General features: G+C 74.3%; 28 protein-coding genes. 10 read left to right on the forward strand and 18 right to left on the reverse strand.

Annotated features, from left to right (window positions below):
• Window positions 1–66: 66 nt before the first annotated feature.
• Window positions 67–951 carry an aldo/keto reductase gene (locus ACSMHG_RS14285; RefSeq protein ID WP_435746237.1) on the reverse strand — a complete coding sequence of 295 codons (885 nt, stop codon included), beginning with the start codon at window positions 949–951 and terminating at the stop codon, window positions 67–69.
• A 51-nt stretch (window positions 952–1,002) separates the two neighbouring features.
• Here ACSMHG_RS14285 and ACSMHG_RS14290 point away from each other — a divergent pair, with 51 nt between their 5' ends.
• The gene (locus ACSMHG_RS14290) at window positions 1,003–2,172 is read left to right on the forward strand and encodes an RtcB family protein (protein ID WP_435746239.1); all 1,170 of its coding nucleotides are present in this window, start codon (window positions 1,003–1,005) and stop codon (window positions 2,170–2,172) included.
• On the opposite strand, the gene ACSMHG_RS14295 is transcribed toward ACSMHG_RS14290, so the two are convergent.
• Window positions 2,159–2,887, reverse strand: a complete 729-nt coding sequence (locus ACSMHG_RS14295) for a hypothetical protein (protein WP_435746241.1) — start codon at window positions 2,885–2,887, stop codon at window positions 2,159–2,161. The two genes, ACSMHG_RS14290 and ACSMHG_RS14295, sit on opposite strands and share 14 nt — an antisense overlap.
• Before the next feature lie 105 nt (window positions 2,888–2,992).
• Between ACSMHG_RS14295 and ACSMHG_RS14300 the strand changes: the two genes are divergently transcribed.
• Genes ACSMHG_RS14300 through ACSMHG_RS14310 form a run of 3 tightly spaced genes read left to right on the forward strand, consistent with a single transcriptional unit; the run spans window position 2,993 to window position 5,878 of the window.
• Window positions 2,993–3,664, forward strand: a complete 672-nt coding sequence (locus ACSMHG_RS14300; protein WP_435746243.1) for a TetR/AcrR family transcriptional regulator — start codon at window positions 2,993–2,995, stop codon at window positions 3,662–3,664.
• Between the two features lie 52 nt (window positions 3,665–3,716).
• Window positions 3,717–4,583, forward strand: coding sequence for an oxygenase MpaB family protein (locus ACSMHG_RS14305; protein WP_435746245.1), 867 nt, complete (start codon window positions 3,717–3,719; stop codon window positions 4,581–4,583).
• A 35-nt stretch (window positions 4,584–4,618) separates the two neighbouring features.
• Window positions 4,619–5,878 (forward strand): MSCRAMM family protein, encoded by a 1,260-nt coding sequence (locus ACSMHG_RS14310; RefSeq protein ID WP_435746247.1) that lies wholly within the window; start codon window positions 4,619–4,621, stop codon window positions 5,876–5,878.
• Between the two features lie 16 nt (window positions 5,879–5,894).
• On the opposite strand, the gene ACSMHG_RS14315 is transcribed toward ACSMHG_RS14310, so the two are convergent.
• Complete coding sequence (locus tag ACSMHG_RS14315) at window positions 5,895–6,269, reverse strand: nuclear transport factor 2 family protein (RefSeq protein WP_435746249.1); 375 nt, start codon at window positions 6,267–6,269, stop codon at window positions 5,895–5,897.
• A 35-nt stretch (window positions 6,270–6,304) separates the two neighbouring features.
• Here ACSMHG_RS14315 and ACSMHG_RS14320 point away from each other — a divergent pair, with 35 nt between their 5' ends.
• Window positions 6,305–6,916, forward strand: coding sequence for an HD domain-containing protein (locus ACSMHG_RS14320; RefSeq protein WP_435746251.1), 612 nt, complete (start codon window positions 6,305–6,307; stop codon window positions 6,914–6,916).
• Window positions 6,917–6,932: 16 nt separating this feature from the next.
• Here the strand turns inward: ACSMHG_RS14320 and ACSMHG_RS14325 are convergent, their stop codons facing one another.
• The 4 genes from ACSMHG_RS14325 to ACSMHG_RS14340 are packed head-to-tail and all read right to left on the reverse strand — an operon-like array spanning window position 6,933 to window position 9,017.
• A complete protein-coding gene (locus tag ACSMHG_RS14325) occupies window positions 6,933–7,748 on the reverse strand; it encodes a DUF4031 domain-containing protein (RefSeq protein ID WP_435746253.1) in 816 nt (271 codons plus the stop codon).
• Window positions 7,749–7,774: 26 nt separating this feature from the next.
• A complete protein-coding gene (locus tag ACSMHG_RS14330) occupies window positions 7,775–7,972 on the reverse strand; it encodes a hypothetical protein (protein WP_435746255.1) in 198 nt (65 codons plus the stop codon).
• Window positions 7,969–8,703 carry a hypothetical protein gene (locus tag ACSMHG_RS14335; protein ID WP_435746257.1) on the reverse strand — a complete coding sequence of 245 codons (735 nt, stop codon included), beginning with the start codon at window positions 8,701–8,703 and terminating at the stop codon, window positions 7,969–7,971. Before ACSMHG_RS14335 ends, ACSMHG_RS14330 begins: the two co-directional genes overlap by 4 nt.
• Window positions 8,703–9,017 (reverse strand): hypothetical protein, encoded by a 315-nt coding sequence (locus tag ACSMHG_RS14340; protein ID WP_435746259.1) that lies wholly within the window; start codon window positions 9,015–9,017, stop codon window positions 8,703–8,705. Before ACSMHG_RS14340 ends, ACSMHG_RS14335 begins: the two co-directional genes overlap by 1 nt.
• 106 nt (window positions 9,018–9,123) lie before the next feature.
• On the opposite strand from ACSMHG_RS14340, the gene ACSMHG_RS14345 reads away from it, so the two are divergent.
• Window positions 9,124–9,465, forward strand: coding sequence for a DUF8819 family protein (locus ACSMHG_RS14345; protein ID WP_435746261.1), 342 nt, complete (start codon window positions 9,124–9,126; stop codon window positions 9,463–9,465).
• 22 nt (window positions 9,466–9,487) lie between these two features.
• Here ACSMHG_RS14345 and ACSMHG_RS14350 read toward each other — a convergent pair whose 3' ends face one another.
• A complete protein-coding gene (locus tag ACSMHG_RS14350; RefSeq protein ID WP_435746263.1) occupies window positions 9,488–10,207 on the reverse strand; it encodes a GntR family transcriptional regulator in 720 nt (239 codons plus the stop codon).
• A gap of 99 nt (window positions 10,208–10,306) precedes the next feature.
• Between ACSMHG_RS14350 and ACSMHG_RS14355 the strand changes: the two genes are divergently transcribed.
• Both ACSMHG_RS14355 and ACSMHG_RS14360 read left to right on the forward strand, forming a co-directional pair.
• A complete protein-coding gene (locus ACSMHG_RS14355) occupies window positions 10,307–10,963 on the forward strand; it encodes an alpha-ketoglutarate-dependent dioxygenase AlkB (RefSeq protein WP_435746265.1) in 657 nt (218 codons plus the stop codon).
• Window positions 10,964–10,997: 34 nt separating this feature from the next.
• Window positions 10,998–12,341, forward strand: a complete 1,344-nt coding sequence (locus ACSMHG_RS14360; RefSeq protein ID WP_435746267.1) for an MFS transporter — start codon at window positions 10,998–11,000, stop codon at window positions 12,339–12,341.
• Here ACSMHG_RS14360 and ACSMHG_RS14365 read toward each other — a convergent pair.
• The 5 genes from ACSMHG_RS14365 to ACSMHG_RS14385 all read right to left on the reverse strand — a co-directional run bounded on the left by ACSMHG_RS14365 (window position 12,319) and on the right by ACSMHG_RS14385 (window position 17,535).
• Window positions 12,319–13,104: an SRPBCC family protein gene (locus ACSMHG_RS14365; protein WP_435746269.1), complete on the reverse strand. Its 786-nt coding sequence runs from the start codon at window positions 13,102–13,104 to the stop codon at window positions 12,319–12,321. The genes ACSMHG_RS14360 and ACSMHG_RS14365 overlap by 23 nt on opposite strands.
• Window positions 13,104–13,988, reverse strand: a complete 885-nt coding sequence (locus tag ACSMHG_RS14370) for an FAD binding domain-containing protein (RefSeq protein ID WP_435746271.1) — start codon at window positions 13,986–13,988, stop codon at window positions 13,104–13,106. Before ACSMHG_RS14370 ends, ACSMHG_RS14365 begins: the two co-directional genes overlap by 1 nt.
• Complete coding sequence (locus tag ACSMHG_RS14375; protein WP_435746273.1) at window positions 13,985–16,489, reverse strand: xanthine dehydrogenase family protein molybdopterin-binding subunit; 2,505 nt, start codon at window positions 16,487–16,489, stop codon at window positions 13,985–13,987. Before ACSMHG_RS14375 ends, ACSMHG_RS14370 begins: the two co-directional genes overlap by 4 nt.
• Window positions 16,486–16,965 (reverse strand): (2Fe-2S)-binding protein, encoded by a 480-nt coding sequence (locus ACSMHG_RS14380; protein ID WP_435746275.1) that lies wholly within the window; start codon window positions 16,963–16,965, stop codon window positions 16,486–16,488. Before ACSMHG_RS14380 ends, ACSMHG_RS14375 begins: the two co-directional genes overlap by 4 nt.
• A gap of 117 nt (window positions 16,966–17,082) precedes the next feature.
• Window positions 17,083–17,535, reverse strand: a complete 453-nt coding sequence (locus tag ACSMHG_RS14385; protein ID WP_435746277.1) for a hypothetical protein — start codon at window positions 17,533–17,535, stop codon at window positions 17,083–17,085.
• A gap of 93 nt (window positions 17,536–17,628) precedes the next feature.
• On the opposite strand from ACSMHG_RS14385, the gene ACSMHG_RS14390 reads away from it, so the two are divergent.
• Both ACSMHG_RS14390 and ACSMHG_RS14395 read left to right on the forward strand, forming a co-directional pair.
• Window positions 17,629–19,002, forward strand: coding sequence for a TrkH family potassium uptake protein (locus ACSMHG_RS14390; protein WP_435746279.1), 1,374 nt, complete (start codon window positions 17,629–17,631; stop codon window positions 19,000–19,002).
• A gap of 16 nt (window positions 19,003–19,018) precedes the next feature.
• Window positions 19,019–19,657 carry a potassium channel family protein gene (locus ACSMHG_RS14395; RefSeq protein WP_435746281.1) on the forward strand — a complete coding sequence of 213 codons (639 nt, stop codon included), beginning with the start codon at window positions 19,019–19,021 and terminating at the stop codon, window positions 19,655–19,657.
• A gap of 19 nt (window positions 19,658–19,676) precedes the next feature.
• Here ACSMHG_RS14395 and ACSMHG_RS14400 read toward each other — a convergent pair whose 3' ends face one another.
• The 5 genes from ACSMHG_RS14400 to ACSMHG_RS14420 are packed head-to-tail and all read right to left on the reverse strand — an operon-like array spanning window position 19,677 to window position 25,152.
• On the reverse strand, window positions 19,677–20,897 hold the full coding sequence (locus ACSMHG_RS14400; RefSeq protein WP_435746283.1) for a transcriptional regulator: 1,221 nt from the start codon (window positions 20,895–20,897) through the stop codon (window positions 19,677–19,679).
• 44 nt (window positions 20,898–20,941) lie between these two features.
• Entirely contained in the window at window positions 20,942–22,003 is a 1,062-nt protein-coding gene (locus tag ACSMHG_RS14405; protein WP_435746285.1) for an alpha/beta hydrolase family protein, read from the reverse strand.
• Window positions 22,000–23,118 (reverse strand): XdhC family protein, encoded by a 1,119-nt coding sequence (locus ACSMHG_RS14410; protein WP_435746287.1) that lies wholly within the window; start codon window positions 23,116–23,118, stop codon window positions 22,000–22,002. Before ACSMHG_RS14410 ends, ACSMHG_RS14405 begins: the two co-directional genes overlap by 4 nt.
• A complete protein-coding gene (locus ACSMHG_RS14415; protein ID WP_435746289.1) occupies window positions 23,111–24,262 on the reverse strand; it encodes a vWA domain-containing protein in 1,152 nt (383 codons plus the stop codon). The genes ACSMHG_RS14410 and ACSMHG_RS14415 overlap by 8 nt, the downstream gene beginning before the upstream one ends.
• Window positions 24,259–25,152, reverse strand: a complete 894-nt coding sequence (locus ACSMHG_RS14420; RefSeq protein WP_435746291.1) for an AAA family ATPase — start codon at window positions 25,150–25,152, stop codon at window positions 24,259–24,261. Before ACSMHG_RS14420 ends, ACSMHG_RS14415 begins: the two co-directional genes overlap by 4 nt.
• Window positions 25,153–25,154: the final 2 nt, after the last annotated feature.

The raw sequence follows: 25,154 nt of genomic DNA on the forward strand, positions 1-25,154 counted from the left end.
GCCACGCCGGCGGCCCGGCCGCCACGCCGGCGGCCCGGCCGCCACGCCGGCGGCCCGGCCGCCTGCTCAGTCGGCGTCGAGCCGGGCCAGCTCCTCCTCGGTGAGGTCGAGGTCGGCGGCGGCCGCGGAGTCCGTGATCGACTGCGGACGCTTGGCGCCCGGGATCGGGATGACGACCTGGGACTGCGCGAGCTCCCAGGCGAGCGCGACCTGCTGCGCGCTGACGCCACGGTCGGCGGCGACCTCGGCGAAGGCCGGGTGCTTCTCGGCCAACGACTTGGCATCACCGAGGCCGCCGAGCGGGCTCCACGGGAGGAAGGCGAGCCCGAGCTCCGCGCAGACGTCGATCTCCGGCCGGCTGGAGCGGAACGCCGGGGAGAACTGGTTCTGCACGCTCACCAACGCCTCCCCGAGCACGGCGTGCGCCGCCCGGATCTGGCCGGGGTCGGCGTTGGAGAGGCCGACCATCCGCACCTTCCCGCTCTCCGCGATCTCCTTCATCGTGGCGATGACGTCCTCGTAGGGAACCTTCGGGGAGGGCCGGTGGTGCTGCCAGAGCGCGATCTGCTCGACACCGAGGCGCTGCAGGCTGGCGTCGACGGCGCGACGGAGGTGCTCCGGCGAGCTGTCGGTGTCCCAGCCGCCGCCGTCGGTGCGGACGTGGCCGCCCTTGGTGGCCAGCAGCACCCGGTCCCGCACCCCGAGCTCGTCGATCAGCCCGGCCACCAGCCGCTCGTTCTCCCCCTGGGCGGCCGCCCCCCGCTCCTCGCCCGGACCGTAGGCGTCGGCGGTGTCGAAGAGGGTCACCCCGGCGTCGAGCGCCGCCCGCACCGTGTCGAGCAGCTGCTCGCGCGGCTGGGTGCCGGACTGGTCGAAGGTCATCAGCCCCAGGCCGATGGCGCCGACCGTCTCGCGGCCGACGTGGTCGTTGCCGATCTCCCGTGTCCTCACCCGTCGCCGGTGCCCGGGCAGCGGTGGGCGGAAACCGGGTACGGGGGCGCGGTGGAACGGATCACCCCCACCCTGCTCAGCTGGGCCTCGGTGCTCGAGGAGGGCACGCGCGCCCAGGCCGTGACCACGGCGTCCATGCCGTTCATCCACCCGCACCTGGCCCTGATGCCCGACGCCCACCTCGGCCTCGGTGCGACGGTCGGCTCGGTCATCCCCACCAAGGGCGCGATCATGCCGGCCGCGGTGGGTGTCGACATCGGCTGCGGGATGATCGCCGTGCGGACCCAGCACGGCGCCGACGACCTGCCCCGGGACCGACGCCGGCTGCGGGAGGGCATCGAGCGCGCGGTGCCGCTCTCGGCCGGCGCGCGCAACGACGCGGTGACCAGGGACCACACCCGCGAGCGGCTCGGCGTGCTGCGGCGCGCCGCCCAGGAGGCGGGCTTCGACCCCGCGACCTACAGCAAGCACTGGGAGCTGCAGCTGGGCACGCTCGGGTCCGGGAATCACTTCATCGAGGTGAGCCTCGACGAGGAGGACCGGGTCTGGCTCTTCCTCCACTCCGGCTCGCGCGGAGTCGGCAACAAGATCGCCCAGCAGCACGTGGCAATCGCTCGGAAGCGGTGCGAACGCGAAGGGATCGACCTCCCCCACCGCGACCTGGCGTGGCTGGCGGAGGGCACGACGCAGTTCGACACCTACCTCCGCGAGATGCGGTGGGCCCAGCACTACGCCCTGCTCAACCGCGAGGAGATGATGGACCGGGTGGTGGCCGAACTCCAGGCCTGGACCGGCGAGCCGGTCGAGCGGCGCGAGGAGATCAACTGCCACCACAACTACACCGAGCCCGAGCACCACTTCGGCGAGGACGTCTGGCTCTCCCGCAAGGGTGCGATCAACGCCGAGGCCGGACGGCCGGGCCTCATCCCGGGCTCGATGGGCACGGCGTCGTACGTCGTGGTGGGCCGGGGCAACGCCGACTCGCTCCACTCGGCGCCGCACGGCGCAGGGCGGAACTTCTCCCGGAGCCGCGCGCGCAAGACCTTCAGCCTCGAGCAGCTGCGGGAGGCGATGGCCGGCATCGAGTACCGCGACACCGAGGCCTTCCTGGACGAGATCCCTGCGGCGTACAAGGACATCGACCAGGTGATGGCCGACGCGGCGGACCTCGTGGAGGTCCGCCACGTGCTGCGCCAGGTCGTCAACGTCAAGGGCGACTGAGCGCTCCCACCGGGCGGTCGCCCGGCTCCCCCGCCGACCGCGACCCGCCCGGCCGCTGCCCGGCCGACCGCCCGCCCCTGGGTGCGCGCCACGTCGCCACCGCCATCAGCAGCAGGCCGGTGCCGAGGACCAGTCCGTGGAGCACGCGCAGCCCGGGCGTCCCGAAGAACTGCGGCAGGTACGTCGCCAGGCCGAGCCCGGCGAGCAGGCCCCCGACGCGGCCGACCGGGCCCGTGCGCCACATGCCGTGCGCGAGCCGCCCGCCCACCATCAGCAGCGCCAGCAGGCCGAGGCTGAAGCTGCCGATCTCGAACGGCGCGTAGCGGAAGGAGTCGGCCACCTCGAGGAGCCCGACGTCGCCGGTCTCGAGGGCGTGCCGCCCCACGGCGTTCAGGCCGTACGCCTCCGCGCCGTAGTAGGGCAGCAGGAGGCTGACGGCCAGCCAGGCGCGGGTCTCGGCCTGCCGCACCGGTTGGCCCGTCCAGCGCCACGGTGCCGCCACCGCGGCGACCCGCAGTGCCACGGCGAGGGCGACGAAGCCGACCATGCCGAGCACGTGGGCCGCGACCCAGGCGCCGGAGCCGAGGTCGGCCGCCCCCTCGAGACCGGACTCGGGGCCGTAGGGGCGCAGTGCCGGGTACGTCGCCAGCGCCGCTCCGGCGACGGCCAGGGCGACCGCCGTGGCGGTGCTGCGGGTCGATGTCGTGCTGTCCATGAATGCCTCCGTAGTGTGAGCGGTGCTCTCTGTTGCGGGGACCATGGCACGGCACGCGGACGCAAAGCAAGAGCACCGCTCACATCTGTGTGCGATGCTGCCGACATGTCCAGACCTCCCACGCCGCGCGCGATCGCGCGCGCCGAGACCCTCGGTCGGATCAAGTCGCTCGCGCTCGCGCAGCTCGCCGACTCCGGCGCGACGACGATCTCCCTGAGGGCGATCGCCCGGGACCTGGGCATCGTCTCCAGCGCCATCTACCGCTACTACGGCAGCCGCGACGAGCTCCTCACCGCCCTCATCGTCGACGCGTACGAGGACCTGGCGGCGGCGGTCGAGAGCGCCACCGACCACCCACGACGGGGCGCGCGCCGGCGGTTCGTCGACGGATGCCGGGCCCTGCGCGACTGGGCGCGGTCCGAGCCGCACCGCTGGGCGCTCGTCTACGGCTCCGCGATCCCCGGCTACGTCGCCCCGCAGGACACCGTGGCCCCGGCCGCCCGTGTCGTCCGGGCGCTCTGCGGTCCGGTGGTCGGCCACGTCACCCCGCCCGGCCCCGCCCCGCGCGGGCGCCTGGGCAGCCAGCTGGAGGCGACCGCCGCCGCACTCGACCTCGCCGTCGACCCCTCGGCGATGCTGCTGCTGACCGGGGCCTTCGGCCGGCTCGTCGGGCTGCTGACCCTCGAGCTCAACGGCCACTTCGTCGGCGGGCTCGACCCTGCCGACGAGCTCTGGCTCGCGCTGGTCGAGCGCGAGGCCGACGCCCTGGGCCTGTGAGGCGCGGGGCGGACGAGGGGACCGGTAGGAGCGCGCTCGTAGGCTCGATGACGTGACCACGGTGCGCGAGCGGCTCGGCGAGGCGCTCTTCCTGCGCGTGGCCGGGCCCGACGGACCGCGGCAGCGCGACCGGATCCACCTCACCGAGGGCCCGCGCTGGTTCGCGTCCGACAGCGCCATCGCGCGCGTGCACGGCGACGCCGCGATGTTCGTCGGCGGGATCCGCGCCCTGCTCCTGCAGACCCTGCACCCGGCCGCGATGCGAGCGGTCTCCGAGCACTCCGGCTTCCGCGGCGACATGTGGGGCCGGCTCGCGCGGACCAGCACCTTCCTCGCGGTCACGACGTTCGGCACGGCCGCGGACGCCCAGCAGGCCATCGACGCGGTCCGCCGCATCCACGAGCGGGTCACCGGGACGATGCCCGACGGGTCGCCGTACGCCGCGAGCGACCCGCACCTGCTCGGCTGGGTGCACGTGGCGGAGGTCGACAGCTTCCTGCTGGCCCACACCACGTACGGCGCGGAGCCGCTGGACCAGGCGGGCCGCGACGAGTACGTCGCCCAGACCGCCGAGGTCGCCCGCCGGCTCGGCGTGCTGGACCCGCCGACGACCGAGGCGGAGCTGCGCGAGGCGCTGGCGGCCTACCGCCCCGAGCTGCGCGGCACGCCGGAGGCGCGCGAGGCGGTGCGCTACCTGCTCCTCCGGCCGCCGCTCCCCCTGCCGGCCCGGGGGCCGTACGGCGTGCTGGTCGCCGCCGCCATCGGCCTGATGCCGACCTGGACCCGGCGACACCTGGTGCTCCCGTGGTTCCCCCTCTCGGAGCGGACCGTCGTCCGGGCGCTGGGCACCCTCGCGGTCGGCACGATCCGCTGGGCGATGACCGGTCCGCGTCTTGAGGCAAGCCTGCGCCGTTCTTGAGCACGCCGGGCACCGGGGTTCCTACCATCGACAGCATGGGGACCACTTCTGCCCGCACCTCGGCGCGGCTGCGCCTGACGACGCTGCGGGCACTCCTGTCCTCGCTCCTCGTCCTGGGCGTCGCCCTGTCGGCCGTGACGGTCCCCGCCGCGCCGGCGCAGGCAGCCCACGGCAAGGCCGTCGGCCAGGTCATCGGGACCCAGGACGGCAAGCTGCGGACGAAGATGCTCTGGTTCGACGAGGACTGGGGCTACCTCGGCCAGCGCCGGCTCGACGGCACCATCTACTCGCTCTCGCTCCCTCCCGGCACCTACCACCTCCAGTTCGTCGACCTCCGCCCCGCCTACGACGTCACGAAGTACGCACCCAGTGACGTGTCGGTGACCGTGCGCTCCGGCCAGGTGGTGCAGCGAGACGTCCGGATGCGGCGCGGTGCGGCCATCACCGGCACGGTCCGGGCGGGCGGGCGCCCCGCCTCGGGCGCCCGAGTGGTGGCCGCGAACACCCACGAGCAGTCCTTCGAGGTCAAGGCCGACCGCAAGGGCCGGTTCGCCGTCGCCGGCCTCCCGGCCGGCAGCTACTCCGTCTTCACCTACGACCGCGGCGAGGCCTACGTCGGCAGGTCCACCTGGGTGCCCGGCCTCGCCCTCGGCAAGGCGGCGAACGTGCCGATCGCGCTCACCAAGCGGGGCGGCAGCCTGCTGGTCCAGCTGCGGAAGGCCGACGGCTCCCCCATGGGCGGAAGCTTCCACGTCACCGTCGTGAGCAAGGCCAGCGGACAGTTCTGGACCGTACGGGCCCGCCGTGGCGAGGTCTCCTTCCCGAACCTCTTCCCGGGCCGCTACCGGATGGTCGCACCGGGTGTGGGCAGCTGGTTCGCCCGCAGCGGCGACGTCAGCGGCGCGGCGGTGAAGAGCGGCCGGGCGGACCTGGCCAGCACCTTCCGGTGGACCAAGCGCGGGGCGTGGGTCAGCGGCGTCGTCGTCGACGAGGCCGACGGCGAGACGCCGATGGTCGGCGCGCAGGTGCTGCTCCTGGACCAGGCCGGCCGGCGGCTCGACGAGACCGCCACCCGGACCGACGGCAGCTTCACCCTCGACGGCCAGGTCCCGACGCAGAGCGGCCTCCAGGTGGTCGTCAACCCGTCCGGCGGTGGCTGGATGGCCGGCGTCAGCTGGTGCCGGTTCGAGAGCGTGACGAGCGGCCCGTGGTCCGTGGTCGCCGGCCGGGAGCGGTGGGTGGACGCCATCACGCTGCCGCACGCGCCGGCCGAGACCGTCCAGTGCGCCGTCTGAACGGCGGGCGGCCGGGTCAGGCCACCGTCATGTCGGTGTCGCTCCAGTAGGCCCGCATGCTCGTGATCCGGGCATCGTCGTCGAAGGTCATCACGTCGAACGGCGCGAGCACGTAGGTCTGGTCGCCCGCCTTCGTGCGCACCTCGAAGTGGAAGACCGCCTCGCCGGCCACGACCCGCGCCGCCACGAGGCGGGTCTCCTGCTCCGGCGGCTCGAGCGTCGCGTAGAACGCCTCGATCTGCTCCCGCGTCGTCAGCACCTCGCTGCCCACCGGGTCCTCGACGGTGGCCCCGTCGGCGTAGAGCTCGCTGATCTGCTTGGCGGTCCCCGTCGCGACCAGGGCGACGTACCGCTCGACGACGGCGCGGACGGCTTCGTTGCTGGCAGGCATGGCCGGCACCGTACTGCTTCCGCCACACTGGGGCGGTGGCCCTCCCACTCGCCTCCTGGCCCCTCCCGACCGGTGAGGAGCTGCGCGACCGGCTCGCGGCCGCGTACGCCGCGCCGGGCCGCGACTACCACGACACCCGTCACCTGGCGGAGGTCCTGGCGCGTCTCGCCGAGCTCGCCGAGCGGGGCGCGGCGTACGACCGCGTGCCGGTGCTGCTGGCGGCGTGGTTCCACGACGGCGTGTACGACGGCGAGCGCGACGCCGAGGAGCGCTCGGCCGTGTGGGCCGAGGACGCCCTGGAGGGGCTGGTGCCGCCCGACGTCGTGGCGGAGGTGGCGCGACTGGTGCGGCTGACCGAGACCCACCGCCCCGAGGACGGCGACGCGAACGGCAGCGCCCTCTCCGACGCCGACCTCGCGATCCTCGCGGCCCCCGACGAGCGCTACCGGGAGTACGTCGCCTCCGTGCGCCGCGAGTTCGCCCACCTCCCGGACGAGCTCTTCCGGAAGGGCCGCGCCCAGGTGCTGCGAGCCCTGGCCGAGAAGGAGCACCTGTTCCACACCGCCTGGGCGCGGGCGCAGTGGGAGGCTCCGGCGCGGGCCAACCTCGAGCGGGAGCTCGCGGAGCTGACCATCGCCGGCGGCTGACCGCCCCCGAGCCGGCTCAGCGCAGCGCCAGCGAGCCCGACACGTCGGGCTCCCACGGCAGGCGCCCGTCCTCGGCGATCCGCGCGTCCAGCCCGGCGGCGACCTCCGCCGGCCAGGGCGCCGTGCGCCGGGTCCCGAGGTCGACGTGGAGGAAGATCTCCTCCATCACGTAGCTCAGCCGCTGGTGGGTGTCGTCGAGCAGGTACACCAGGGCGTGGGCGGCCCGCTCGGAGCGACCGAGCATCCGGACCCGGGCCGAGAGCATGTCGCCGGTGCGGAGCTCGGCGAGGTAGACCAGGTGGTGCTCGGCGGAGAAGCAGGCGTGCCCCTGGACCGGCCAGTTCTGGGGGATCCCGAGCTCGACCAGCGACTCGTCGAGGCCCTCGCTCGCGATGCCCGTGTAGTGGCGGACGTTGAGGTGGCCGTTGGCGTCCTCGAAGGCGATGGGGACCGGCTGCTCGACGTAGGCCGGCATGCCGACCAGCTGGTCGTAGCTCGGGTGGGGTGCGCTCACCGACGCGACGATAGCGGCTGGTCCTCCGCCCCCGCCGACGGCACTGTCGGTGAGACGGGTGGCGCCGCGCTTGCGCCGGCGCAGCCCGGCGACGACCAGCCGGGCGACGAGCTCGCGGGAGCTGACGGGCTGGGCGCCCGCCTCGACCACGCGGTCGTACCACTCGGCCGGTACGTCGTAGTGGTCGCGGTCGAAGCCCCGCTCCGGGATGCCGAGACCGCGGGCGAAGGCGTGCAGCTCCGCGAAGGAGGCGTCGCTGGCCAGGTGGGACCACAGCCGGCCGTGCCCGGGGGCGTTCGGTGGGTCGACCAGGATCACGCCGCTGTCACCCGCATGCGCCGATGCTAGGCCGGGGGTGCCCAGCGACGGGCGAGGTCGGCGAGGACCCTGCCCACCAGCAGCGGCCCCGGCCGCTCCCACACCTCCTGCCACGTGGTCCGGCCGGCCGCGACCGCCTCCGCGACCTCGCGCAGCTGCGCCGGGGCGTCCCCCGCGCAGGCCGCCGCCAGGGCGGCACGGAGGGTCGCGTCGACCTCGGTCACGCCGCCGCCAGGTCGGCGAAGGAGCCGAGGCGGCCGCGCTGCAGCTCCGCCCACGCGGAGACCGTGCGGTGGAGGGCCCGCAGGTCCTCCACGAGCCCGAGCACGCGCCGTACGTCGTCGACGAGGTCGGTCACCACCTCGAGGCCGTGCAGAGCCACCTCGCCGGCGAGGGCGGCCCACCCCGCCGGCCCGCCGGCCCGGGCGAGCAGCCGGCACGCGAGCCGACCGAGCGCCTTGCCCAGCTCGACGACGAGCTCCTCGACCCGCACGCCCAGGCGCTCCGAGGCGTCGGCGATCTCCTCGAAGAGGATCGATCCCCGGCGCACCCCCTCGGCCACCACCCGGGCGGTCACCGCCTGGGCCTGGAGCCGGGCGAGGAACGCCGCCCCCGCGAGGCCCCGCCACGCCGGCAGCACGGCCACGCAGAGCCCGGTGAGGTTGCCGGTCCAGGTCTCCAGCGCGTCGGCGACCCGGTGGCAGGCGTGGGCGTTGCGCCGGATGGCGCCGTAGTCGCCGCTCACCGGGTGGACCAGCAGCTCCTCGAGCGATCCCTCCGGGAGCAGCGTGAGGCCGGCACCGGCCTGGTTCAGGACCCGGATGCCGGTGTTGACCACGTCGCGCAACGCCGACAGCGAGGCGTCCCACGCGCCGAACGTGGCGTCGTGGCGCAGCTCGCGCCCACCGGGCTCGGGCGCCCGCAGGTCCGGGACGACGAGCTCCACGGCCAGCATCAGCCGACCTCGGGGCAGTGGTCCGCCGCGCGACGGTCCGCCGCCTCGAGCTCTCGGGCGGCGACTTCGATGCCCGTCCGGAGCTCGGCCAGCTCGCCGACCGCCGCCCGCCCCGCCTCCTCGAAGGCCCACCGGACCACCTCCATGGCCTCGGCGAGCGGTCGCAGCAGGCACACGGGGCTCGGCTCGAACCCCTCGCGCCGCGCCACCCAGCGCACGGCGTACGCCGTCACGTCCGCGGCCTGCCCGGCCGCCTCGTCGAGCAGCAGGGGCAGCCGCCTCAGGTCGTCCCAGTCAGCCGTGATCCCGTCCATCCCGCACCTCACCGTCCCTCTCCGCCAGCACCGACCACCCGTCGCGGCCGGGGCCCTGCGACTGCCCGCCGGGGGACGGCCTTGAAACGCGCGCAACCATGGGCCTGTGGACAACGCGCTGCTCTTCGACGCCCGGGCCCGGGTCCTGGCGGACCTGCAGGCCCGCGGGCACGCGACGGCCGCGGCCGTGTCCGTCCTTGAGGACGCCTGCTCCTCGCGCCAGTGGTGGGCCGAGCAGTGGCCGCAGGGAGAGGAGTACGTCGCCGGGCTGGTCGCCCAGGACGTCCAGGACGCGCTCTTCGAGACCGTCGGACGCTGGCCGCTGTGCCTGGGCTGCCAGGGCAAGCCCGAGCACGCCCTCTACATCCAGCCCGACCTGGGCGGCCCCGACCCGGTCTGGGTCTGCGAGGAGTCGGGCGAGGCGATCGCCCCGCTGGGGAGCCTGTGAGCGGCGAGCCGGACGGGGGCCGTCAGCCCTCGTGCCCGAGCTGCACCCAGAGCGTGAACCGGTCCGCGCGGTAGACGGTGCGGGAGACCTCGACGACCTTCTCACCGGCGATCGCACGGCGCGAGTGCCGCAGCACCGGCGCTCCCTGCTCGACGTCGAGCAGCTTGGCCTCCTCCGCGGTCGCCTGGTCGGCGGCGATGGAGTCCTCGGCCCAGGTGGGGCGCAGGCCGCGGATCTCCAGGGCCTCGTAGAGGCTGGTCGGCATGCCGCTCTGCAGGAAGCCGGGGAGCAGCACCTCGTTGAGGTAGGCGTCCTCGAGACACATCGGGATGGCGTCGGCGCGCCGGAGCCGTCGCCAGTGGATGACCGCGTCGCCCTCGGACAGGTTCAGCGCCCGCGCGACACCCGGGCCGGCCTGCTCCCGGCGGGCCAGCAACGTCGAGGACTCGGCGAGCAGGCCACGCCGGTTCATCTCCTCGGTGTAGCCGGTGATCCGGCTGGCGCTGCGTCGCGGCCGCGCGACGAAGGTGCCGCGCCCGGGGATCCGCTCGAGCAGCCCCTCCACCACGAGGGCGTCCATCGCCTGACGGACGGTCATCCGCGCGACACCGAACCGATGGACCAGCTCGCGCTCCGAGGGAGCGGGCGATCCGGGAGCGCTCCCGTTGACCAGGGAACGCACGTACTCGCGCACTTGGACGTGCTTCAACGCACGTCCGTCCGACACCAGCACCTCGTCCACGCCACGGAGCGTAGGCGGACCAGACCACCGCTGTCCTGGGATTCGGAGAACCCGCAGACACCCTTGCGCCTCGAACACCTGTTCGATAGCCTGCGGCGGGTGGACTTCCAGACCTCCCTCTTCGCCACGGAGGAGCCCGGGCAGGCGGCCGGCGACCGACCGCAGGGCCGCCGGCGAGCGCTGGTGGCCGACCTGCGGGGAGCCGAGCGGCACCCGCTCAGCCACGGCGCCTGGGTCGACGTACGCCGGTCCTGGCTGCCCGTCCCCGACGACGTCTTCGCGACGCTGGTGTCCTCCGTGCCGTGGCGCCGCGACCGGCGGCAGATGTACGACCGGGTCGTCGACGTGCCGCGGCTGCTGCACACCTACCTGGCCGGTGAGGAGCTCCCCCACCCGGCGCTCACCGACGCCCGGGAGGCGCTGAGCGCGCACTACCTCCCCGAGCTCGGCGAGCCGTTCCGGACGGCCGGCTGCTGCTACTACCGCGACGGCCGCGACAGCGTGGCGTGGCACGGCGACACCATCGGTCGTGGCTCCAGCCGCGACACCATGGTCGCCATCGTGTCGGTCGGCGACCCGCGCCGGCTGCACCTGCGGCCCCGGTCCGGCGGCCGCGCGATCCAGATCGAGATGGGCCACGGCGACCTCGTCGTCATGGGCGGGTCCTGCCAGCGCACCTGGGAGCACGCGGTGCCGAAGGTCGCCTCCGCCGGGCCGCGGATCTCGGTGCAGTTCCGGCCGTTCGGCGTGTTCTGACCTCGAGCGGGTCGGTGGAAGACTTCCCGCCCTGATGAGCACCCCGCACGACACCACCTCGCCGACCCGCCTGACCCTCGCCTCGTTCTGGAGCGACCTCCCCCGCGAGGGGCGGCTGCTGCTCTCGGTCGTCGTCCTGCAGTTCCTCGGGACCGGCCTGGTGCTCCCCTTCCACGTCGTCTACCTCAACGAGGTCCGGGACTTCCCGCTGAGCGACGTCGGCCTGCTGCTCGCAGTGCCCCCGCTCATGGGATTCCTCGCCGTCGGGCCGACCGGCGCCGCCATCGACCGCCTCGGCGCCCGCCGGATCCTCATCGGAGCGCTGGGACTCCTCGTGGTGGGGAACGTGGTGCTCTCGTTGGCCGCGACGCCCGCGGCCGCGGCCGTCGCCCTCTCGATGTCCGGCGTGGCGCTCGGGGTCTCCTGGCCGGCCAGCCAGAGCCTCATCGCGGCGGTCGTGCCCCGGGCGTTGCGCCAGCGGTACTTCGGCGTGAACTTCACGCTGCTCAACCTCGGCATCGGGCTCGGCGGGGTCATCGGTGGCCTCGTGGTCGACGTCGACCGGCTGGTCACCTTCCAGGCGATCTACCTCGGCGACGCGGCGAGCTACCTCCCGGCGCTGTTCCTCCTCCTCGTGCCGTTGCGCCACGTCGCCGGTCGACCCGTGCCGGACGCCACGGCCACCGAGGACCGGGCGTCCTACCTGGCCGTGCTGCGCCGCCCGGCGGTGGCCTCGCTCATGGCACTGGGCTTCTGCGCGTCGTTCGTGGGGTACGCCCAGCTCAACGCCGGCATGCCGGCGTACGCCCGCGCGGTGGGCGAGGTCTCCACCGAGGGGCTCGGGTTCGCCTTCGCCGCCAACACCCTGGTGATCGTGGTGCTCCAGCTGGCGGTGCTCGGCCGGATCGAGGGTCGCCGTCGGACCCGCGTGATCGTGGTGATGGCGTTGCTGTGGGCGGTGGCGTGGCTGCTGCTCGGCGCCTCCGGGCTGGTGGCCGGCACCCTCGGCGCGACCCTCCTCGTGGCGGCGTGCGCGTCCGTCTTCGGGCTCGGCGAGACGCTGCTGCAGCCGACCATCCCGGCGCTGGTCAACGACCTCGCGCCCGACCACCTCCGTGGCCGCTACAACGCGCTCAGCTCGGGCTCCTTCCAGCTGGCCCAGGTGGTCGCGCCGGCGGTCGCCGGCTACCTCATCGGCCACTCACTGGGCGAGGTGTACGTCGCGTCGCTGGTCCTCGGCTGCCTCGCCGTCGCCGCACACGCCGTGCTGCGCGTCGAGCGCCGGCTGCCGCCCGGCGTCAACGGGGTCCACGTGCCCGAGCACCCCGTCGACGCCGCGCGACCGGCACCCCACGTCAGCGAGAACGCCGTCTCCTGAGCACCAGGAGCAGCAGCACGACCAGGAGCCCGGCACCGGCCTGCTTGCCGTAGCTCCTGAGCAGCACCGGCAGCACGGCGGCGCCCATGTCGAGGGCGTCGTCGGCGCGTCCGCCAGAGCCTGCTCCCGGGCCTGCTCCCGGGCCTGCTCCCGGGCCTGCTCCCGGGCCTCCTCCCGACGCTGGTGCCGGCGGCGGGTTGCCCGTCGTGGCGACGACGGGCGCGACCTCGTCGGCGGCCACGGAGTCGTCGGCCCCCGAGGCCGCCACCGTGCCGGCGAGGTCACCGGCCGGCGCCGCCCCCTGGCCGGCCGGCTCGGAGGGGCCGGTCAGCCGCTGCTCCAGGCAGGCCACGAACTGGCCGAGCAGCTTGTCGGAGACGTCCTGCATCACGCCCCGGCCGAACTGCGCCGGCTTGCCGGTGATCGACAGGTCGGTCACCACGACCACGTCGGTGGACCCGCCGCTGTCCGCCATGGTCAGCGTGACCGTGGCCCCGGCCGTGCCGTTGCCGCGCTTGTCCTTGCCCTTCGCCTCGACGACGAACCGGTGGGCCGCCTCGTCCTTCTCCACGAAGGTCCCCGAGCCGCCGTAGACCAACGCGATCGGGCCCAGCTTGACCTTGACCGTGCCGGTGAAGGAGTCGTCCTCGACCGAGGTCACGGTCGCGCCGGGGAAGCACTCGGCCACGGACGCGATGTCGTTGAAGTGGTCCCACGCCTCCGCGACGCCCGTGGGGACGGTGAACTCGTGACGGAGGTCCATCAGCCGCCGCTCCCGGCCGCCGACCCTGCCGCGGCCAGCACGGCCCGGCGGGTCAGGACCGTCGCCAGGTGCCGGCGGTAGTCGGCGTCACCGTTGAGGTCCGAGGGCGGGTCGGCGCCCTCCGCGGCCCGTGCGGCGGCGGCGCGCACCGCGTCCTCCGTGGCGGGCCGGCCGCGCAGGGCCTCCTCCACCGCCCTGGCGCGCAGCGGGGTGCTGCCCATGTTCGTGAGCCCGATCCGGGCGTCGGCGATCACCCTGTCGTCGGGCGGGCCCTCGATGCGCAGCGCGGCCGCCACGGCCACGATCGGCCACTGGTGGGCCACCCGCACGAACTTCTCGTAGTGGCTGCCCCAGCCGGTGTGCTTGGGCAGGTGCACCTCGGTGAGGATCTCGTCCTCCCCGATGGCGGTCTCGAAGAGCCCGACGAAGAAGTCCTCCGCCTCGACCGTCCGGGTCCCGCTCGGGCCCTGGACGACGAACCGGGCACCGAGGGCCAGGGCCGGCGCCCCGAGGTCGCCGGCGGGGTCGGCATGGGCCAGCGCACCGCCGAAGGTGCCCCGGTGGCGGATCTGGGCGTCGGCCAGGTGCTCGACCGCCTCGGCGACCAGGCCGGCGTGCTCTGCGACCAGCGGGTCCGAGCCGACCACGGAGTGCGGCGTCATCGCGCCGACGACGATCGCGTCACCGGCGTCGCGGACCCCGCGCAGGGACGGGATCCGGCCGAGGTCGATGACCATCTCGGGTGCGTTCAGCCGCATCCGCAGCACCGGCAGCAGGCTCTGCCCGCCGGCGAGGATCTTGGCCTCGTCGCCGTGCTCGGAGAGCGCGGCCAGCGCCTCCTCGACGGTGGTGGGCGCGACGTAGTCGAACTGCGCGGGGATCATCGGTCGCCTCCTGTGGTGCGGTCGACGGTGCCTTCCATGCCCGTCGACGCGTCGAAGTGCGGGGCAGCCGCACCGGTGGTGGGCTCCGTGCCGGAGCCGGCGTCCTGGATGGCGCGCCAGACCCGCTCGGGAGTGCACGGCATGCGGACGTCGTGGATGCCGAGGTGGCGCAGGGCGTCGACCACCGCGTTCACCACCGCAGGGGTGGAGGCGATGGTCCCGGCCTCGCCGACGCCCTTCGTGCCGAGCGTGTTCGTCAGCGACGGGGTCGTCGTGTGGTCGACCTCGAAGCTGATGGTGTCCGCGGCGGTCGGCAGCAGGTAGTCGGTGAACGATCCCGAGACCAGCGTCCCGGAGTCGTCGTACACCGCCTCCTCCCACAGCGCCTGGGCGATGCCCTGCACCAGCCCGCCGTGGACCTGGCCGGAGACGATCAGCGGGTTGATCACGTTCCCGATGTCGTCGACGCAGGTGTACTTCCGCATCCGCAGCGCGCCGGTCTCGGTGTCGACCTCCATCGCGCACAGGTGCGTGCCGTGCGGGTAGTTGAAGTTCACGGGGTCGTAGGTGGCGTCGGAGTCGAGCGACGGCTCCATCCCGTCCGGCAGGTTGTGCGCGGCGAAGACCGCCGTGGCGATCTCCTGGATCGCGACCCCCTGGTCGGTGCCGCGGACGGTGAACCGGCCCCCGGCGAACTCCAGGTCCTCGGCGGAGGCCTCGAGCAGGTGGGCGGCCACGTCCTTGGCCTTCTCGACGACCTTGTCGGTGGCCTTGACCAGGGCCTCGCCACCGACGACGAGCGAGCGGGAGCCGTAGGTGTCGAGGCCCTTGGGCGCGACCTGGGTGTCGCCGTGGAGCACCTCGACGTCCTCGAACGGCACGCCGAGCCGGTCGGCGACGATCTGGCTGAACGCCGTCTCGTGGCCCTGGCCGTGGCCGCTGGCCCCGGTGACGACCTCGACCTTGCCGGTGGCGAGCATGCGGACGCTGGCGTGCTCCCAGCCGCCGGCGCCGTAGTCGAGCTGGCCCAGCACCCGCGACGGCGCCAGCCCGCACATCTCGGTGAAGGTCGAGACGCCGATGCCGAGCTGGACCGGGTCGCCCGACTCGCGCCGGCGGCGCTGCTCGGCCCGCAGCTCGTCGTACCCGAAGAGGTCCTTGGCGTGGGCCGTGGCCTTCTCGTAGTTGCCCGAGTCGTACTCCAGCCCGGCCACCGTGGTGAACGGGAACTCCTCGTGGGTGATCCAGTTCTTCTCCCGGATCTCCAGCGGGTCGACGCCGACCTCGGCCGCGAGCTCGTCCATCAGCCGCTCGATGGCGAAGGTGGCCTCGGGCCGGCCGGCGCCGCGGTAGGCGTCGGTCCAGGTCTTGTTGGTCAGCACCGTCTGGACGGCGAAGTGGTAGGCCGGGAACTTGTAGATCGCGTTGAACATGAAGGCGCCCAGCACGGGCACCCCGCCGCCGACCAGCGAGATGTAGGCCCCGAGGTCGGCGAGGAGCTCGACCTTGAGGCCCGTGACGGTGCCGTCCTTCTCCGCCGACAGGGTCAGCTTCTGCCACTGGTCGCGGCCGTGGTGGGCCGCCATCAGCGACTCGCTGCGGGTCTCGGTGTACTTCACCGGCTTGCCGGTCCGCCGGGCGAGCGCGACGGTGATCCACTCCTCGGGGGTCGTCTGCAGCTTGCCGCCGAAGCCGCCGCCGACGTCGGGCGCGATGACCCGCAGCTTGGACTCGGGGATGCCGGTCGTCGCCGCGAGCGCGAACCGGAGGATGTGCGGGATCTGCGTCGCCGACCAGACCGTCAGCTGCTCGCCCGTCGGGTCCACCACCGTCGACCGCGGCTCCATGAAGGCCGGGATGAGCCGCTGCTGGCGGTACTCCCGCTCCAGCACGATGCCGTCCGCTCGCGCCTTCGCGATCGCCTCGTCGACGTCGCCGCCGGTGCCGGCCTCACCGGAGTCGAAGACCCAGTACGCCGACTTGTTGGTGCCGAGGTCGGGGTGGGCCAACGCTCCCCCGTTGTCGGCGTCCGCGGCCGCGGCCTCCTTCAGGTCGAGCGCGGCCGGCAGCTCGTCGTACTCGACGTCGACGAGCTCGGCCGCGTCCCTTGCCTCCGCCGCGCTGCGGGCGACCACCACCGCGACGATCTCGCCGGCGAAGGCGACCCGGTCGATCGCGACCGGCAGGTGGGTGGGGGTCACCTGGTCGGGCGTGATCGGCCAGGCGTTGATCAGGGTGCCCTGCGTCTCGGCGAGGTCCTGGCCGGTGACGACGTCGACGACGTTCGTGCTGCGCTTGGCCTCCGCGGTGTCGATGCTGGTGATCCGGGCGTGTGCGAAGGGGCTGCGCACCATCGCCAGGTGCAGCATGCCGGGGAGCTGGATGTTGTCGGTCCAGCGCGTGCGGCCGGTGATCAGCCGCTGGTCCTCCTTGCGACGGCGGTCCTTGCCGATCTCCTTCTCGGGCGCCTCGGCGTCGGGCCGGGCCTCGGTGGCCGTCACTGCGCCGCCCCTGCCGGGCTCGTGGCCGCCGCGCGCTGCACGGCCTTGACGATGTTGTGGTAGCCCGTGCAGCGGCAGAGGTTGCCCTCGAGCCCCTGCCGGATCTCGTCCTCGGTGGGGTCCGGGTTCTCCTCCAGCAGGGCGATGCTCTGCATGATCATCCCCGGCGTGCAGAAGCCGCACTGCAGCCCGTGGCACTCACGGAAGGCCTCCTGCACCGGGTGCAGCCTGCCGTCGGTGGCCAGCCCCTCGACGGTGGCGACGTCCGCGCCGTCGGCCTGCACGGCCAGGACGTTGCACGACTTCACGCTCGTGCCGTCGAGGTGGACGGTGCAGGCGCCGCAGTTGCTGGTGTCGCAACCGACGACCGTTCCCGTCTTGCCGAGCTTCTCGCGCAGGTAGTGCACCAGCAGCATGCGTGGCTCGACGTCGTCGGAGACCGACGAGCCGTCCACGGTGAGGTTGATCCGGACCATGGCTCTCCCTAGTGGCGTCGCAGTGGCGTCCCAGTGGCGGGATGTGACCCGGCTCACGCTAGGACTCCGACGGTTGGCCGTTCGTTGGTCGGCCGGAGAGCGGTGGAGGTAGCGTGGTCAGTCGGCGCGGGCCATGGCGAAGAGGTCGCGCAGCAGCTCGGCCAGGAGGGGCAGCGCGGTGCGCGCGTCGGCGCCGAGGAGCGCGTCCGCGCGAGCCGCTCGAACCCGGTCCCCCAGCTCGGCGAAGGTGGCGCCGACCGACAGCGTCTCGACGTCGGCGCGGCTCAGCCGACCGTCGGCGTCGACCTCGATCATCACGTCGACGCAGCTCCCGTCGCCGTGCTCCTCCTGGTCGTGCGCCTGCGGCAGCCGCGGGTAGCCCGCCTGCAGGTCGCGGTACCCGGCGCACCAGAGCACGCTGCCGGGGCCGAGCGGACCGGTCGACGTGCCGGGGGTGCCAGCCGGTGCCTCCGCCGCCTCCGCGGCCTCCGCGTCGGGGCCGAACAGCTCGACCGGGAGCGCCGGCCGCACGACCGCCTCGACCAGGTCGTCGGTCTCACGGCTCCGCACCGGGCCAGCGTAGGCATGACCGGGTCCGACTGCGGCCCGCCCGCAGCACAGGACTAGCGTGCCCGCGACCCGCACGCACGAGGAGGGAGGCCGATGCGACGCGCACCACGACCTGCGCCGGCGTTCGACAAGCGCAGGCGGTTGATCAACTGGCACCCCGCCCGCCTCGTCGTCATCGGCTTCGCCGTCGCCATCGCGATCGGCACGGCGCTGCTCGCGCTGCCCGTGTCGAGCGAGGAGGGGGAGCCGACGTCCCTGCTCACCGCCGCCTTCACCGCGACCTCGGCCGTGTGCGTCACCGGGCTGGCCGTCGTCGACACCGCCGGTCACTGGTCGACGTTCGGGGAGTGGGTGATCCTCGGGATGATCCAGCTCGGCGGGCTGGGCATCATGACGTTCGCCTCGCTGCTCGGCATCCTCGTGTGGCGGCGGCTCGGGCTCCGCTCGCGGATGATCGCCGCCACGGAGACCAAGGCCGTCGGGCTCGGCGAGGTGCGCTCGGTGGTCCGCGGGGTCGTCGTCACGAGCCTCGCCTTCGAGGCCGTCACGGCCGTCGCACTGACCCTCCGCTTCGCCCTCGGGTACGACGAGGCGTGGCCGCGTGCGGCGTACCTCGGCGTCTTCCACGCGGTGTCGGCGTTCAACAACGCCGGCTTCGCCCTGTGGAGCGACAGCCTCACGCAGTTCGCCACCGACCCGTGGATCTGCCTGCCCATCGCCTTCGCCGTCATCGCCGGCGGCCTCGGCTTCCCGGTGTGGATCGAGCTCCGGCGCCACCTCGGCCGCTCGCGGAAGTGGAGCATGCACACCCGGATGACCCTGTGGGCCACCGTCGTCCTCCTGGTCCTCGGCACCGTCTTCGTCACCGCGAACGAGTGGAGCAACCCCGCCACCCTGGGGGCCTACGAGCGTCCCGACCGGCTGCTCGTCGGCTTCTTCCACTCGGTCATGCCGCGCACCGCCGGCTTCAACGCCATCGACTACGGCCAGGTCCGCGAGGGCACGCTCCTCGGCACCGAGATCCTGATGTTCATCGGCGGCGGCGCGGCCGGCACCGCCGGTGGCATCAAGGTGACGACCTTCGTCCTGCTGCTCTTCGTCATCTGGGCCGAGGTGCGGGGCGAGCCGGAGGTGGAGGCCTTCGAGCGCCGGATCGGCGAACGGGCCGTCCGCCAGGCGCTGACGGTCGCCCTGCTGGGCGTCGCCGCCGTGGTCGCCGGGACGCTCGCGCTGCTCGAGGTGAGCGACGAGCCGACGCGGGCGGTGCTCTTCGAGTCGGTCTCGGCCTTCGCGACCGTCGGCCTGTCCACGGGGATCACCGCCGCCCTCCCCGACTCCGGGCAGGTCGTCCTCATCGTCTTGATGTTCCTCGGCCGGCTCGGGCCGGTCACCCTGGTCTCGGCGTTGGCGCTCCGCGAACGCCCCTCGTTGCACCGCCTCCCGGAAGGACGGCCGATCATTGGCTAGGAAGAATCTCAGCGGAGTGGCCGTCCTCGGCCTCGGCCGTTTCGGCCGCTCCCTCGCGCTCGAGCTGGCCGCCGACGACGTCGAGGTGCTCGGCGTCGACTCCGACGGCCGGATCGTGCAGTCGCTGGCGGGGCGGCTGACCCACGTCGTGGAGGCCGACACCACCGACGAGGACGCGATGCGCCAGCTCGGGATCGCCGAGCTCGACGTGGTGGTCGTCGGCGTCGGCAACGACCTCGAGTCGAGCATCCTCACCGCCTCGGTCGCGCTGAGCCTGGGCGTCCGGGACGTGTGGGCGAAGGCGATCAGCTCCGCCCACGCCCGGATCCTCACCCAGGTGGGCGTCCACCACGTCGTCCGCCCCGAGCACGACATGGGCCGCCGGGTCGCGCACCTGGTGCGCGGCGGGATGGTGGAGTACATCGAGTTCGACGACGGCTACGCGTTCGCGAAGACCGCACCGCCGCCCGGGCTGGTCAACCGGAGCCTCGCCGGCTACGGCGTCCGGGCGCAGTACGGCGTCACCGTCGTGGGCGTGAAGGCCGGCGCCGGCGAGTTCACCTACGCGACGCCGGAGACGGTGCTGCGTGCGGGCGACCAGATCATCGTCTCCGGGCCGCGCGCCAAGGTGGAGGCGTTCAGCCGGCTGACCTGAGCGCTCCTCCGCGTCCGCCTCAGCCGGCGTGGGCGACCGCGAGCCGGCCCTTGAGCAGCGGGACGGCCGGGTGCGGCGTGCCCGCGAGCCGGGCGAGGCAGACCTCGAGCACCTCGGCGTCGTACGGCGCCAGCTCGCTGTAGCGGACCACGGCGTCGGGCTGCGGGTCGGCGAGGAGCGCCTCCCGCAGCGCGACGGCGACGTACTCGGCGAGCTCGTGCAGGGCGGGGCTGTTGGTGCCGGGCAGCAGGTCGCCACGGTAGGCGTCGACCGCGGCCGCGACGTCGCCGCGGCGCAGCAGCGCGAGGACGTGGTCGACGTCGGTCGCGACCGGCATGAGCAGGCGGTAGGGCCGTGACGAGAGCTGCCCGCCGAGGGCTGCGCGCAGGTGGGACACCTCGGCCTTGAGGGTCGAGAAGGTGACGGCCTGGTCGCCGTAGACGAGCGCGTGCAGCTGGTCGAGCGAGAGCCCCTCGGGGTGCATCGCGAGTAGGGCGAGGATCTCGGTCTGGCGCCGGTTGAGCAGCAGCCGCTGGCCGTCGAGGCGGGTCTCGGCGGTGCCGAGCAGGGTCATGACCAGGCCCGGGTCACCGGTCTCCTCCCGGCCGCCGTGCGTGCGGGAGCGGGGCATCGCCGACTCGATGAGCCGCGCCATCACCCGCGCCGTCGCCAGGCCGATGGGGTGGGTGCGCTCCCAGGTGGTCGACAGGTCGATGACGCCGAGCTGCGCCCCGCTCACCGGGTCGTGCACCGGGGCGGCCCAGCAGACCCAGTTGTGGACGATCGGTGCGTAGTGCTCGGCGCTGAAGACCATCGAGGGCGTGCCCAACCGGTTCGCCAGGTCGAGGGCGTTGGTGCCCACGGAGCGGTCGTCCCACCGGCCGCCGGCCACGAAGTTCACCGTCTCGGCCTTGCGGCGCATGACGCGCCCGCCGTACGTCCACAGGATGCGGGTGTCGGGGTCGGTGACCGCGACGACGAGGTCGCCGTCCTCGGCGGTGCGCCGCAGCTCGGCCTCGACCCGCTCGACCGCCACCTGGAGCGGCGAGTCGCGCCACCGGCTGGCGGTCTCCGACTCGTCGGCGAGCGGCGCCTCGGTCACGTCGGTGCCCACCGCGGCCGACCTGGCCCAGCTGCTGAGGATCTCGGGGCGTACGGCGGCAGCGGTGTCGCCGTGCTCGACGAACGACGTCCAGGCGCGCACCGCCTCGTGGCGCCGGGTCTCCAGGTCAGGTGTCATCGCGGACCTCCGCCACGGACGTTAGCACCACGCCGTGACCCCGATCACAGGTCGAGCTGGCGCCGCAGGAACCGCACCGTCCGGCGCATCGAGTCCGCGAAGCGGGGCCCGAAGGCGTGGCCCTCGCCCTCGTAGACCTGCAGCTGCGCGTCGACGCCGGCCTCCTCCATCAGCCGATGGGTCTCCCGCGACCAGGCGATCGGGCAGGTGTCGTCGGCGGTGCCGTGGAGCAGGAGGACCGGCTCGGTGATCCGGTCGAAGTAGGCCCGCGACGACAGGCCGCGGTAGAACGCCGGGGACTCGGACGGCGTGCCGAACCGGTCGTAGAACGCCCGAGCGCCGTCCGGCCGGTTCGGCTCGGTGAACTGCCGCAGGTTGTCGACGAACCGTGAGCTGACCGAGGCGAAGACCACGGCGGCGTCGACGAGGCCCGGCTCGGCGACCAGCGCGTTGTAGGTGACCCCGCCGCCCATCGACCGGCCGAGCATGGCGAGCCGGTCGCCGTCGACGTACGGCTCCCGCTCCAGCGCCTTGACGGCGCCGATCGCGTCGCGGGTGTAGACCAGCCGCGTCTCGCGGCCCACGTCGCTCACCGGGTCGGAGCCGGCGTGGCCGCGGTAGTCGGTGTGCAGCACGACGAAGCCGTTCGACGCCAGCCACTCCTGCTCCCGCGAGAGCCCCCGGCCGAGCGTGTAGATCGCGGGGTCGATGTACCCGTGGTTGAGCACCACCGCCGGGAACGGTCCTCGCCCCCGCGGCACGAGCAGCTCTCCGGACACCGTGGCGCCGTCGACGGAGTAGGTGACCGCCCAGCTGCGCCACCGCTCGGTCTCGGCGAGCGGCTGGGTACGTCGGACGCGACCCGCCCGGACCTCCTCGCGCATCAGCGCGGGGAGCGACAGCCGGTGGCGCACCGGCGGCAGCACCTCGGCCGGTCCGACGGTCGGCGTGGTCGTCGGCGTGGAGGTCGGGGTGGTCGTCGGGGTGGTCGTCGGGGTGGCCGTCGGCGTGGCCGCGGGGCCGGCGGACGGCGGACCGGCAGCGGGCTCGTCGCTGCACGAGACCAGGGCGGCCAGCACCGTGAGGACGAGGACAGCCGCCCTCACCGGTGGATGCGCCCCTCGGTGCTGGCCAGCGGCCCGCCGCTGCCGCCCCACCGCCCGGCGATGATCTCCGCGGCGATGCTGACCGCGGTCTCCTCCGGCGTCCGGGCGCCCAGGTCGAGGCCGATCGGGCTGCGCAGCCCGGCGAGCTCGGTCTCGGTGAGGCCGGCCTCCCGCAGCCGCGCCAGCCGGTCCTCGTGGGTACGCCGCGACCCCATCGCGCCGACGTAGGCGACCTCGGGCAGGCGCAGCGCGACCTCGAGCAGCGGCACGTCGAACTTCGGGTCGTGGGTGAGCACGGCGAGGACGGTCCGGGCATCGATGCGGCCGGCCTCGTCCTCGGCCGTGAGATAGCGGTGCGGCCAGTCCACGACGACCTCGTCGGCCTCCGGGAACCGGCTCGCGGTCGCGAAGACCGGGCGGGCGTCGCAGACGGTGACCCGGTAGCCGAGGAACGAGCCGATCCGGGCGACCGCCGCCGCGAAGTCGATGGCCCCGAAGACCAGCATCCGCGGCCGCGGGGCGAAGGCCCACACGAAGACCCGCATGCCCTCGCCACGGCGCTCCCCGTCGGGGCCGTAGCCGAGCGTCCCGCTGTGGCCGGCCACCAGCAGCCCGAGGGCGTCGTCGCGGACCGCGGCGTCCACCCGGTCCGACCCCAGCGAGCGGCTCGGCTCCTCGCCGGGACGGAGCACGACCCGCCGACCGACCCAGCCCGGCTCCGGGTGCTCGACCACGGTCGCCACGGCCACCGGCCGGCCCGCCTCGACGTCCGCCGCCACCTCGCCCAGCTCGGGGAAGGTGGCGCGCGAGACCTTCTCGACGTACACGTCGAGGATCCCGCCGCAGGTCAGCCCGACCGCGAAGGCGTCGTCGTCGGACACGCCGTACCGCTCGAGCACCGGCTCGCCGGAGCCGACGACCGACTGCGCCAGCTCGTAGACCGCACCCTCGACGCAGCCGCCGGAGACCGACCCGACCGCCGACCCGTCGGGTCCCACCAGCATCGAGGCGCCCGGCGGGCGGGGCGCGGACCGGAACGTCGCCACCACCGTGCCGACGCCGACCTCCTCCCCCGCCTCCCACCAGGCGAGCAGCTCCGACAGCACCTCACGCACGGGCCACCACCTCCACCACCTCCGCGAACGTGGCCAGCGAGTGGCCGGCGAGGAAGTCGTCGACGTGCGGGAGCACCGCGACCACGCCCCGCTGCACGGGCTCGTACCCGGCCTTGCCGCGGTGCGGGTTGACCCACACCACCCGGTGGGCCACCCGGGAGAGCCGCTCGACCTGCTCGGCGAGCACGGCGGTGTCACCGCGCTCCCAGCCGTCGCTGAAGACGACCACGACCGCTCCGCGGGCCGTGCCGCGGCGGCCCCAGCGGTCGAGGAAGGCCTGCAGGTTCTCCCCGAGCCGGGTGCCGCCCGACCAGTCCGGCACCGCCTCACCCGCAGCGGCCAGGGCACGCTCGGCGTCCCGGACCCGCATCGGGCGGGTGAGCGGGGTCAGGCGCGTGCCGAGCGAGAAGGTCTCCACCGTGGCCGGCATCGCCTGGGTCATCCGGTGCGCCAGCCGCAGCAGGGCGTCGGCGTACCCGCTCATCGAGCCGGACACGTCGACGAGCAGCACCACCCGCCGGGGCCGCGACGTCCGGCGCCGGTGCACGACCGCGGCCGGCTCGCCCATCCGGCGCAGGCTGGCCCGGACCGTCCGAGCCGCGTCGACCTCCCCGCGGCGCCACGCCCGGTGCCGGGCGCTGCGTCGGTACGGCGGCCGGGGGCGCAACGTCGCGAACATCCGCGCCAGCCGCGCCCGCTCCGCGGCCGACAGCGCGGCCACGTCCCGGTGCCGCAGCTGCTCGACGTCGCTGGCCGCTGCCTGGAGCACGTCCCGCTCCTCCTCGGGCCCGTCGCCCTCGTTGCCCGTGCCGGGTGCGTCGGCCGCCGGGAGCGTGCTCCGCACGGTCGTGGTGGCCGGTCGCGGCCGGGGCCGCGGCAGGCCGGTGCGGTGGTCGAAGTAGGCGGCGAAGACCTGGTCGTGGCGGACCAGGTCGTCGGGCCCGGAGCAGAGGGTCGCGCGGCCGGCGGCGCGGGTCCCCTCCTCGGAGAGGCCGAGCACGGCGACGGCCGCGAGGTACTCCCGTGCCCGGTCGTGGGTCACCGCCACGCCGGCGGCCCGGAGCGCGCGGGCGAAGCCGAGGAGCACCTCGTCCGCCTCGCGCGCCGCGACGGGGGCCGCCGGGGTGGGGGCCGTGGCGGTCACGGCGCCAGCACCCGGTCGAGCGCGGCGCGGACCCGGTCGGCGTCCTCGCGGTACTTCACCAGGGCGCCCAGGGTCGCCGCGGCCGTCGCCAGGTCCAGCTCGGCCGCCCCCAGGTGCCGGAGCGCGCGGGCCCAGTCCAGCGTCTCGGCGACGCCCGGCGGCTTCATCAGCCCGACGTCCTCGCGCAGCCGCTGGACGACCTGCACCACCTGACGGGCCAGCGCCGCGGACACCTCGGGCGCCCGCGACCTGACGATCTCGACCTCGCGCTCGAGCGTGGGGTGGTCGATCCAGTGGTAGAGACAGCGGCGCTTCAGCGCGTCGTGCAGCTCGCGGGTCCGGTTGGAGGTCAGCACGACGACCGGCGGGGTCGCCGCCCGCACCGTCCCGAGCTCCGGGATCGTGACCTGGTAGGTCGAGAGGACCTCGAGCAGGAACGCCTCGAACTCGTCGTCGGCCCGGTCGACCTCGTCGACCAGGAGCACCGCCGGGCTCCGCTGCAGCGCGGCCAGCACCGGGCGGGCGAGGAGGAAGCGCTCGTCGTACAGGCTCCTCTCGGCCGCTTCGACACCACCCTCGCCCGCTCCGCCGGCCGCCTCCAGCGCGCGCAGGTGGAGCACCTGCCGCGGGAAGTCCCAGTCGTAGAGCGCCTGGCTGGCGTCGATCCCCTCGTAGCACTGGAGCCGCAGGAGCGGCAGGCCCAGCGACTCCGCCAGCGCCTCCGCGAGCGCGGTCTTGCCGGTGCCCGGCTCGCCCTCGAGCAGCAGCGGGCGCCCCATCCGCAGCGCCAGGAACGCCACCGTCGCCAGCTCGGGGTCGCAGAGGTAGCCGGTCGCGGCGAGCCGGTCCGCGACATCGTCGACCGCCGCCACCTCGAGGGAGACCTCCATGG

The sequence above is a fragment of the Nocardioides ureilyticus genome (assembly GCF_051280745.1).
In the GTDB taxonomy this organism is placed as follows: domain Bacteria; phylum Actinomycetota; class Actinomycetes; order Propionibacteriales; family Nocardioidaceae; genus Nocardioides.